Source organism: Protofrankia sp. Cas8 (genome assembly GCF_963555845.1).
Classification (GTDB): domain Bacteria; phylum Actinomycetota; class Actinomycetes; order Frankiales; family Frankiaceae; genus Protofrankia.
Map to the genome: position 1 here is coordinate 4201 of NZ_CAUVXI010000145.1, position 10494 is coordinate 14694.

9 protein-coding genes and 2 tRNA genes are annotated in these 10494 nt (G+C 67.7%); 8 read left to right on the forward strand and 3 right to left on the reverse strand.

Annotation, left to right across the window (positions count from 1 at the left end):
• Window positions 1–127: 127 nt before the first annotated feature.
• Window positions 128–385: a hypothetical protein gene (locus U9977_RS18730; protein WP_322750579.1), complete on the reverse strand. Its 258-nt coding sequence runs from the start codon at window positions 383–385 to the stop codon at window positions 128–130.
• A 176-nt stretch (window positions 386–561) separates the two neighbouring features.
• On the opposite strand from U9977_RS18730, the gene U9977_RS18735 reads away from it, so the two are divergent.
• The 3 genes from U9977_RS18735 (at window position 562) to U9977_RS18745 (ending at window position 1678) form a co-directional block, all read left to right on the forward strand.
• Entirely contained in the window at window positions 562–1341 is a 780-nt protein-coding gene (locus U9977_RS18735; RefSeq protein ID WP_322750580.1) for a fumarylacetoacetate hydrolase family protein, read from the forward strand.
• Window positions 1342–1449: 108 nt separating this feature from the next.
• Window positions 1450–1521, forward strand: a tRNA-Gln gene (locus U9977_RS18740).
• Between the two features lie 84 nt (window positions 1522–1605).
• Window positions 1606–1678 (forward strand) — tRNA-Glu (locus U9977_RS18745).
• Window positions 1679–2024: 346 nt separating this feature from the next.
• On the opposite strand, the gene U9977_RS18750 is transcribed toward U9977_RS18745, so the two are convergent.
• A complete protein-coding gene (locus U9977_RS18750) occupies window positions 2025–2309 on the reverse strand; it encodes a hypothetical protein (RefSeq protein WP_322750581.1) in 285 nt (94 codons plus the stop codon).
• Between the two features lie 201 nt (window positions 2310–2510).
• Between U9977_RS18750 and U9977_RS18755 the strand changes: the two genes are divergently transcribed.
• On the forward strand, window positions 2511–4217 hold the full coding sequence (locus tag U9977_RS18755; RefSeq protein ID WP_322750582.1) for a HAMP domain-containing sensor histidine kinase: 1707 nt from the start codon (window positions 2511–2513) through the stop codon (window positions 4215–4217).
• On the opposite strand, the gene U9977_RS18760 is transcribed toward U9977_RS18755, so the two are convergent.
• Window positions 4218–5897 (reverse strand): serine/threonine protein kinase, encoded by a 1680-nt coding sequence (locus tag U9977_RS18760; RefSeq protein ID WP_322750583.1) that lies wholly within the window; start codon window positions 5895–5897, stop codon window positions 4218–4220.
• Between the two features lie 191 nt (window positions 5898–6088).
• Here U9977_RS18760 and U9977_RS18765 point away from each other — a divergent pair, with 191 nt between their 5' ends.
• From U9977_RS18765 to U9977_RS18780, 4 genes are all read left to right on the forward strand, one after another.
• Window positions 6089–6799: a Crp/Fnr family transcriptional regulator gene (locus U9977_RS18765; protein WP_322750584.1), complete on the forward strand. Its 711-nt coding sequence runs from the start codon at window positions 6089–6091 to the stop codon at window positions 6797–6799.
• Window positions 6800–6987: 188 nt separating this feature from the next.
• On the forward strand, window positions 6988–7857 hold the full coding sequence (locus tag U9977_RS18770) for a hypothetical protein (RefSeq protein WP_322750585.1): 870 nt from the start codon (window positions 6988–6990) through the stop codon (window positions 7855–7857).
• Between the two features lie 48 nt (window positions 7858–7905).
• Window positions 7906–10272 carry a hypothetical protein gene (locus U9977_RS18775; protein ID WP_322750586.1) on the forward strand — a complete coding sequence of 789 codons (2367 nt, stop codon included), beginning with the start codon at window positions 7906–7908 and terminating at the stop codon, window positions 10270–10272.
• A 28-nt stretch (window positions 10273–10300) separates the two neighbouring features.
• A partial coding sequence (locus tag U9977_RS18780; RefSeq protein WP_322750587.1) for a hypothetical protein occupies window positions 10301–10494 on the forward strand: 194 nt, incomplete at its 3' end.

A 10494-nucleotide genomic window follows, 5' to 3' on the forward strand; every position in this document is an offset into this window, starting at 1 on the left:
CTCGTACGCAGGCAACGGCGGTGGCGGTCGTACGCGACTTCCCCCGGGGTCTGGGCCGGGGCCGCCGGGGTCAGAGCCGGGGCCAGAGCCGCCGAGGCCGGGGCCGATGCCGGGGCCGATGCCGGGGTCAGTCCTCGGGGATCTCTTCCCACCACTGGCACCACCAGTCGCCGCCGACCAGGATGCGCAGCTTCGGGTGCCAGCAGTAGGTGATGTCCCTGTCGCCGTCGAGGTAGTACAGGCAGTTGTCGCACCGCTCGTCGCCGTTGGGCTTGCCGCGCAGGATTGCGTCCTCAGCGAGGTGGCCGAGCTTCACGCTCAGCTCCTCGTCGATCGGCTTCGGCTCCGGCGCGCCGACATCGTAGACGGGTGTGGTCTCGCTCACCTGGCTGCCTCCGGGCTGGGGTCTCTGGCTGGCGTCTTCGGCTGGCGTCTTCGGCTGGGGCCTTCGGCTGGGGTCGCCAGGACGGGGTCTCCAAGGACGCGCGGAAAGCCTATCCGCGACGTCGTCGCGCGTGCTTCGGGGCACATCGGGCGAGCGGCAGCCTGTACCGTCGATGGGTGCGTATCGCCAGGTTCACCGACGGGACGGAACCGGCCTTCGGGATCGTGGAAGGTGCCCTCGAGCGGGGTGAGGCCACGGTGGCCACGATCACCCCCCATCCCTTCGGTGCGTTCAGCTTCACCGGCGCGCGGCACGTGCTCGGCGACGTGCGGCTGCTGGCGCCGGTGCTGCCGAGCAAGGTGCTGTGCGTCGGCAAGAACTATGCCGACCATGCCCGGGAGATGGGCGGCGACGCCTCGCCGCAGAGCCCGTTGCTCTTCCTGAAGCCCTCGACGAGCGTGATCGGCCCCGGTGACCCGATCGTCCTTCCCCCCGACAGCGAGCGGGTCGACTACGAAGGTGAGCTTGCGATCGTCGTCGGGCGTCTGTGCCGGGATGTCCCTGTGGAGCGGGCTCTGGACGTCGTCCTCGGGTTCACCTGCGCGAACGACGTCACCGCCCGTGATCAGCAGCAGGCCGACGGTCAGTGGACCCGGGCCAAGGGGCATGACACCTTCTGCCCGGTCGGGCCGTGGATCGAGACCGATCTCGACCCGTCCGACCTGGCCATCCGCACCACCCTCGACGGCGAACTCCGGCAGGACTCCCGGACGAAGTCGCTGCTGCACGACGTCGCGTCACTGATCGCGTACATGTCGGCGGCGATGACGTTGCTGCCAGGTGACCTCCTGCTGACCGGAACGCCGGCCGGGGTGGGCCCGATGAGCCCCGGGCGGACCGTGGCCGTCACGGTCGAGGGGATCGGCACCCTCGCCAACCCGGTGACGTCCCGCTGACACCGGCTCCCGGTCCCGGCGGTTGGTCTCGGACACGCGGGCGGGCACAGGTCCCGGCCGCTCCCCGGCTGGATGCGGTACAGTAGGCCTCGCCCGCAAGGGCAACCTTGGGGTATGGGGTAATTGGCAGCCCAACGGATTCTGGTTCCGTTAGTCTAGGTTCGAGTCCTGGTACCCCAGCGTCAGACTTTCTGCGCTGCGAAGTACAGTGTGTCTGAAGTACAGTGTGTCCGGAGTAAGAGGTGTTTGAAGTCACGAACAGCTGGCCCCGTCGTCTAGTGGCCTAGGACGCCGCCCTCTCAAGGCGGTAGCGCCGGTTCGAATCCGGTCGGGGCTACACCCGCACGACCTGCACAGAAGGCTCCCTGACCAGGGCAAACCCGGTCAGGGAGCCTTCGTCGTCGTGTCCGGCCCAGGCCGGCCCAGGCCGGCCCAAGTCCGGCCATCCACGGTGTCCACCGGTTGGTCACGCCGAATACGCGTCGACCTTTTCTGCTACTCGCGGTGGTCGCCAGGTCGATGATGCGCCCGGGGCGTACCGAAGATCGGCGCGAGTTTGTCGCTGTGTACGGTTAACGCCCCGAAAAGCGTACGCAACAACAAACTCGCGCCGATCATGACCTGGACGGGACGATCATGACCTGGACGGACGGTTGCGGGCGGGAGCCTTTACCGGCTTGGCATCATCGGATGACCGTGAGCCGGGGCATGGACGCGGGGTGGCGTGCCATGGCGCACTCCCGGCACCCGCAGGAGCTCGGGCCGCTGCGTCCGTGCACGATTTCGTCCAGCTGGCTGGTGGCGACGAGCCGCAGCCGCGGGCCGGTGGCCTCGGCCGGGGCGTTCGCAAGGGCGCCCGGTTGGGTGACGGTGACGGTGACGGGCATGAGGGCGCTGGCCGGGCCGGAGCAGGTCAGGTCCGGGGTGAGGGCAGTCAGGGGGGTCGCGGTCAGGGTCACGGGGGGCACGGTGTCCTCCTCCTGGGTGGCCGTCCGAAGGCCACCTTGCGGACCACAGGGTGTCGAAGCGGGAGCCTACGGCGCCATCGCCTCTTTGAGCCTGTTACTGCCTGGTAAAGATGGTCTAGTCACGGGTGGGCATGCTTGCCATGTCACACCATCCTTGACGGCCATGGTGCGCCTGGTGTCGATCGGTAGAGGATGACTCGGATGTCCTCCGCGGCCCCTATTCCCGACCGGGCCCGGCGCCGCCACGGCAGTGCGCGCGCCGGCCGCCTCCGCCATACCGAGCGGACGCCTCCCGGCCATCGACCCGCCGCCGAGTTCATGCTTCCTGCAGAGAAGCTCGGCGGGCAGACCTTGCGCTGGGTTCCGCACGGGCGGGGCCTGCCCACAGAGGACTGGGTCGCCCGCCACCGACTGCTGGTCTGGATCCTTGCCATCCATCTGCCGATCATCGTCGGCTGTGCCTCATATGAGAAGTTCGGTGTCTGGCAGGGGCTCGTGTCGGCCGGCCCGGCGGCGCTGCTGCTCGGCGCGGCCGCACTGCCGGGTATCCGCCGGTTGCGCGCGCTGGCCACCAGCCTCGGCCTGCTGTGCAGCTCGGTGGTGCTGGTCCACATCTCGCATGGACAGTCCGAAATGCACTACCACTTTTTCGTGGTCGTCGCGTTGATAGCCCTATACGAGGACTGGGCGGTCTATCTGCTGGCAATCGCGTTCGTGTTCCTCGCCAACGGCGCGGTCGGCGACCAGATCATCTCCTATCGGCATGCAGACTCCCCGTGGACCTTCGCCGCGATCAGCGCCGCATTCATCTGCGCGTTGGCGGGCGCTCAAGTGATCTTCTGGTATTTCAACGAGCAGTCCCGGCGCCGGGCCGAGCACTATCGGGCGCAGCTCTACGAGGGTCAGCAGAGCCTGATGGCTCGTCTGGAGGAGACTGACCGCATCCGAAGCGATCTTGTTGCGACGGTCTCCCACGAGTTTCGGACGCCCCTGACCGGCATCCGCGGAACCCTGCTCACGATCAAACGTCGGCGTGACCGGATGTCGCCGGCGCAGCTCGACGACATGCTCGACTCGGCTGTCAACTACTCCGACCGGCTGTCCCGGTTGCTGGAGAACATGCTCACCGCGGCAACCGCGACCGGCACGGAGGAGAACACCGTCGCGGACCTTCCCGAGGTCGTGAACGAAGTGCTGGCGACGCTGGCCTACTCACCGACCACCGCGGCGAACGTCAGCGTCGACCTGCCGCCCCAGCTGTCGGTGCGCATGGCCCGCCAGGCGTTGCACCAGGTGGTCGCCAACCTGGTCGACAACGCGCTGGTGCACTCCTGGCCCGGAGCGCCCGTCCGGCTCATCGCGGGTCGGGTCGGCGATGAGGTGGTACTGCGGGTCCGCAACCCCGGTCCCGACCTCGACCCGGCCACGATCCGCCAGCTCTTCGAGCCGTTCACCCAACGGGACGGGACGGCGACCCGTGAGATCGACGGCGCCGGAATGGGCCTCTACGTCGTCCGGCGGCTGGTCGAGGTCCACGGGGGACGGTTGCGCATGGCCTCCGAGGATGGGGAGATCATCGTCGAGGTCGACATGTGGGCGGCGCTGCCGCGGTCATCGACCGCGGCGTCGCAGTCGGGACCGGGTACCCAGCCGGGTTTCGGCAGTGGCGGCGGTAACGGCAGTGGCGGCAGTAACGGTAGTGGTAGCGGTAACGGCAGTGGTAGCGGTAACGGCAGTGGCGGCGGTAGCGCTGGTCGGGCAGCGCTCGCCGGTGGCGGTCGGGCGGCGCTGGGTGGTCCGCAACACACCCTGCCAGTGCCGCGGGGCCTGGACGGGGAGTCACGGCCCGGATTTGCGACCGCGCCGGTCCGGCCGAGCCGCTCGCTACCGATCGACCGGTCCGGATGATCAGCAGCTGGCCGTCTGCAGTCGCAGGTTGACAAATTGCTTCAGGCTGTAACTAGTGTCCTCAGGCGGCGACTGGAGGACCACGGTACCGACCCTGATCGACTTCAGGCACTCGTACGTGTACGAGATGTTGGTAAACCCGATCGTCTGGAGAGTATCCACGGCGTCACGGAGCATCATCCCTACAACGATGGGAACGGTCGCGCAGTCGGCGGCCTGCAGTTTCAGGCTCACCGGGGAGGTCGTGGCGATCCGACTACCCGCAGACGGCTCCTGGCTCACCACGTTGTCGATGTTGGGTGACCGGTAGCAGTCGTACTGGTGAGGGATGTTGGTGAAGCCGGCCTTTCGCAGCGCCGCCGAGGCATCGGCCAGCACCATGTTGCGCACGTCCGGCACTGGCGCGCGTGGGGGGTCCGCCGGCGACGGTGACGGCGTCAGCGTCAGCGTCGGGTCCGCGGAGGCCGCACCGGCTGGCAGCGCGGCTGCGGAAGCCACCACGGAAGCCACCACGGACGGCACCACGGATGCCGCCGTGGACGCCGGCCCGGCCGGGCCACGATCGTCCCCGCCGAGGCCGGCGGCAAGCGTCCACGAGCAGAGGCCCACGAGCACGGCCCCTACGACACCCGCCGTGAGCAGCGCGCGGCCGCGTCCGAACCTCGTACTGCGGCCATCCGTCCACGCGACCGCGACGGGCACCGGCCGCGGCGCCCGCCTGCCAGCCATCCGGACGGGTTCGGATTCGTACCCGTCGGTCAGGTGGATGGCGGTCGAAGGCAGCTCGGGGATGAATGGTTTCGCCCGGTGTGCCCGGCCCGTCGGCGCCGGGGCCAGCGCCGGGGCCAGCGCCGTGGCCAGCGCCAGGGCCGTGGCCAGCGTCGAGCGTGCGGCCAGTGCGTCGGCGGGCCGGTCCGCCGGCCGCTTGGCGAGCAGCTCGCGCAGCGCATCCCACAGCGGCTCGGCGAGACCCTCGATCGGTGGCGGAGGGTCGAACGCGTGCGCCCGGATCATGGCGATCGGGTTCGGCGCGGCAAACGGGGGCCGGCCGGCGAGCAGTTCGTACAGGACGACGCCGGCACTGTAGAGGTCCGCGGCGGGCCCTGCCGGCCTGTCGGTGGCGAGTTCCGGCGCCATGTACATGGGCGTGCCGATCGTCACGCTGAGCCCGGCCGCCGACCGTCCCTGGGTGAGCCGGGCGATCCCGAAGTCGGTCAGCATCGCCCAGGGGGTATCCCGGCCGGTCGTGTCGAGGAGAATGTTCGCGGGCTTGACGTCCTGGTGGACGACACCGGCCCGGTGTGCCACCGCCAGGGCCGACAGGACCTGCGCAATCAGATCGACCGCTTGCGCCTGCGGGAGCCGACCGCGCTCGCGCAGGTAGCCGCGCAGGTCCCCACCGTCGACGAGGTCCATCACGATCGCGAAGGTGCCGCCCTCGGCCACGACGTCGCGGACCTTCACCAGGTGCGGGTCGTCCAGAGCCAACAGCACCCTGCGTTCGCGCAGAAAGCGGTCGATGAAGTCCGGGTCCTCGGCCAGCTCGGGGCGTAGCACCTTGACTGCGACCGGCCCCTGGTCACCGGTGCCGTCGTCGAATCGCTCACCCCGCCACACCTCGCCGCCGGCGCCCCGTCCCAGCGGTTCGTGCAGGACGTACCGAGAACCCAGTCGTCGCATCGCCTGTATTCCCCCTTATGGGCATATACGCCGATGACGTGACCCTACGTCGCGCCTGCCGTTGCGCGAGGGAGAATGGTCGATTTCCGCCATCACGTGGGAGCGGACCGTGGTGGTGGCTACCCGACGCATCCTTGTGGCGCAGCAAAAGGGGTACTCTGCGCCACCAGTCACGTGATGGAGGGGAACACGTGTCCGCAGGTGACAGTGGCTATGGCGAGCGTGGCTATGGCGAGCGTGGCCGGATGAGTCCAGTTGACCGCTCGGCTTTTGAAGCACTCGGGACGATCAGAACGTATCGAAATGGTGACATCCTGTTGCGAGAAGGTGATCGCGCCGACCTGACAATGGTGATTCGATCGGGGCGGGTGAAGATTGTGACCGTCACTGAAAGTGGCTACGAGACGCTGCTTGCTCACCGTGGCCCCGGTGACCTGATCGGCGAAATGGCGGTCATCGACGGCGAGACCCGCTCGGCGTCGGTGGTGGCGCTGGAGGACGTCGAGGTCGGGGTGGTGTCCGCTGAGACCTTCAGGGCCTTTGTAGATGATCATCCCGAGGTGGCGCGTGTCATGGTGGGCTCGATCGCCCAGCGGCTGCGGGAGTCCGACCGCCGGCGCTCGGAGCTGGGTGCCTATCCGACCGCCGTCCGGCTGGCCCGCCACCTCCTGGAGCTTGCGCAGCGGTACGGGCAGGCCCAGCCCGACGGCGGTGTGGCGATCACGCTGCGACCGACCCACCATGACCTCGCGGCTGCGATCGGCGCGTCCCGCGAGTCGGTCGGCCGGGACCTCAGCGCCTTCCGTTCCCAGGGAATGATCAGCAACAGGGGGCGGACGATCGTGGTCTCGAAGGTCGAGGAGCTGCGCGCGTTCGCGTACGGCGAAACAACACTCCGCTAAATGTGACCGATGACGTCGAACGCGCGCCAGCGGCCCACTACGACGGTCATGGACGACGGCTACCACTACTGAGACCTTACCGACGATCTTTTTCGACGGTCGCCGACGTCCCGAGCGCTTCGTGCGCAGTATCCGTCCAGGACCGCGGTCGTGTCCACCGACGCGACCTTCAGGAAAGGCCGTACCGCGTGTTCGACGAACCTGTATCGCGCCGCATCGTGGTGGGCGACATCGAAGGTTGGAGCTCCCGCGACAGCCAGACGCAGAAGGACCTGCGGCGCCGGCTGCGTGAGGTTCTCAACCGGGCGTTCACCGAGTCGCAGTTGCCGTGGCGGGAATGGGCCGACGTCGCGGTCAGCGCGGCGGACCGGGGCGACGGACTGCTGATAATGATCCCGCCTGACGTGTCCATCGTCCGGCTGCTCGATCCGTTCGTCGACCGCCTCGCGGTGGCACTACGGCATGACCGCCTCCTGCACAGCGACTGGGCGCGGATGCGGCTGCGGCTGGCGATCCACGACGGTGAGGTGCTGCCCGAAGGTTCCGGCTGGGCAGGCCACGATGTGATCGAGGCGTGCCGCCTGGTCGACGCCGAGCCGCTGCGCCAGGCGCTGCGCGACGAACCCGAGGCCGACCTGGCCGTCATCGTCTCCGAACGCGTTCACCGCGCGGCCGTCCGTGACGGCTATGGAAATATCCGACCCGAGACGTTCACCGAGGTCGATGTCGTGGTCAAGACCTACCAGGCCCGCGCGTGGGTTCACGTCCCCGGAATCGGCATCGCGCAGCCGAGCAGCCCCCGCAAGGAACCGGCCGCGGTGAACAGAACCCACCAGGATGGTTCACGAAAGGAACCCGGCATGCCTCCCGACGACGAAGACGACCACACGGAAGATGACTACCCGGACCCAACCGACAACGCTGTGAGTTATGGCACGCAGTTCAAAGACTCGTCCATCCAGCTGACAGTCAGCGGCGGCAATGTGATTTTGGGCGGAAGGCAGGGCCGCGTCGTGGAGCGGGACAACCAGGAAAACCACGGCGGCAGAGTCGGTTAGCCGCGACCGAACTCTTTGTGGTGTCGGCGGCCTTGACAGAGGAGACCAGTGGCCGAGGACGATGCGAGACGACCGAAGGCCGACGCCGGTGGGCGGAGCGGGCAGGACGCGGCGCCCGGCGGGCACCGGGCGCCTGCCGGGGGCGATGAGGGACGTCGGCCTCAGCCGGACAAACAAGCCCGCAACCAGGGCGGGGACACGCCGGCGGCCGACCCGCCCAAGGTGGACGGGGCGCGCCGGGATCCGGAGAAACGCCTTCGAGAATTCGCCAAAGACGGCGGACGGTCCCAGTTCGCTCCACAGCTGGGTGCCGAACTCAACAACAGCTACCTACAGCTTGTCGTCAACGGCGGCAATGTGGTGTTCGGCGGCCGGCAGGGCAGCGTTGGTAGTGGAGTGGGTGCGTTTGCGGGCCAGTTCGGCGGCCAGGCGACATTCGAGCCCGGCCCGGTGACCGCCGATGAGCTCGCGGGCATCGTGGGCGCCTACGCGCGACCCGAGCGTTTCGCCGATATCGTGCGCGTGCTGACCGATCGCCATGTCGCCGTGGTGCAGGCGCCGACGGGCTGGGGACGCACCGCCGCCGCGCTCAATGCGCTTCACGCGGTCGCGCACACGGAGATGGCTCGACGGGCGGGCGAAAAACCCACGTCGGATCCGGAGTACCGACGGCTGGAACCGGACACCGAACTTCGCCATCTTGATCCTGAAACTTTCGCCGCGGACACCGGGCATGTACTGGACCCGGACATCCTGGTGGGCACCGCGGGACTACGCAGTCACCATTTGGAACGGTTGGCGCGCGGCCTGCGGCAGAAGAACGCGTGGCTCGTGGTCGTGGCCGATGATCGTACCGATTTCGGGGATCCGCTGACCGGGTTCCGGGTCGACTGCGGCCCACCCCCTGACTCGGTGGAGGTCGTGGCGGCGCATTATGCACGCGTTTCCGATCTGTCGATGTCGGAATGCCGGTCGCGGCTGGCGGAATACGGCGAGATCGACATGTTCGTCACGGCGATCTGCCGGGACGGTCATTCGGCCAGCGGACTCGCCATGCTCGGCGAACGCCTTGCTATGGATAAATCGGGACCGGAGATCCAGGCCTGGGTGAACGGTTTGGTCTCGACCCGTTTCGTCGAGTGGGCCCGCGGATATGACTCGCTTGAGCAACGGGCCTTGTTGCTCACTCTGGGCGTGCTGATCAATGTTCCGTATTCAGCTGTTTCCCGGGCCGCGCTCGACCTGGAAAAGCGGCTGCTCTCCCGGGTACGGGCCGCAGACCGCCCGCGGCGAGCGCTGTTCCCGCCGGACCGCAGCATCCGGCTCGCGGATGCCCGGGCGGAGATCGTGAACGAGCTCCGTCCGACGTACTACGGACCTGCACAGGTTGAGGTCGTGAGGTTCCGTGACCCGACGTACCCGGCCCGGGTCCTGGACTGGGTCTGGCATGAACAGGATGTCCTGCATCCAGCGTTCCTGGAATGGCTGTGCCATCTGGCCGGCGATTCGGATCCGGTTGTCCGCGCGCGGGTGGCGACCGCTATCGGGCTCCTTTCCACCTGGTCGTTCGAGGAGATCCGGCGTGAGGTTCTCCTTCCGCTGGCGGACACATGTCGGACCGAGGAGATCGAGACAGCAGCACTGGCGCTCCGGGTTCCCGCCATATCCAGAGCTTTTCTTCCGTTGGTCGTGGAAATGCTTGCCGACTGGGGCGACTGGACCAGCTGGCTCGACGACGCCGATCGACCCGGACGCCTGTGGGCCGCCATGCGGGCGTGGGGCTCCGGGGTTGGTCCGCTTGACCCGGAGCGCGCTCTGCGCCGGCTGCGTGAGCTTGCGGATATTGACGGTCCGGTGGATTTGGACACCGTCGTCTCAATGCTTACGATCAGTAAAAGCGTTTTGGAGCTGTTCGACCACAAGATGCCGGACGACAACGCCACCACCATTCTGACGAGGCAGATACGGGTTTTGAAGGAACTGCGCATCTGGACGGATGACGGCGAGCCGATCAGTCGCCGCCGGGTGGGCGCACTGTCCTTCATTCAGCTTCTCCTCGATCTGGATACACCGCGGGATCCGGCAGATCCGTGGGCACCTACCCGGCCGCTGCTGTTGATGATGTCGGAACAGCATCAGGAGATCCTGCAGCGGGTCGGATTGTTGTGGCATCGGGCGTTCAACACCAGTTATCTACGGTCGGCATCGATGGAATCGCTCCGGTATCTGGTGGGGCGGGCGGACCGTAATCCAGTGATCCAACCAGGGCTGGTGGAAGCCGTTGGCGCGTCTGTCCGTACCTTCGAGGACCTCGACCGTATGGGCGGTTCCCTTCAGATCTGGCAGAAGAAATATCCGCGGCCGGTAGGCGCGTTGCTGGCCAAACTTGAGGAGATCAAAGCCAGTGAGCGATGACGTGCGGAACGGTGCCGAAGGAGCTCCGGTGGCCGGCGACCCCGGCGACCCGACCCCATTGGTCGTGCCCTACGGTGACAAGGCGGATGGCCGGCTGGGGAAGTTCAAATCCGCGACCGGATCGGAACGATTCAGAATCGTCTACGTGAACCGCCACGGGCGGGAGCCTAGGCTCGACGATCATATGACCCGCGGCCGGCAGGCCCGTAGCCACCATTATGC

Excerpts from the sequence above, each read along its gene's own strand:
- U9977_RS18755 (WP_322750582.1), top strand. The coding sequence starts at position 2,511 with ATGTCCTCCGCGGCCCCTATTCCCGACCGGGCCCGGCGCCGCCACGGC.
- U9977_RS18760 (WP_322750583.1), bottom strand. The coding sequence starts at position 5,897 with ATGCGACGACTGGGTTCTCGGTACGTCCTGCACGAACCGCTGGGACGG.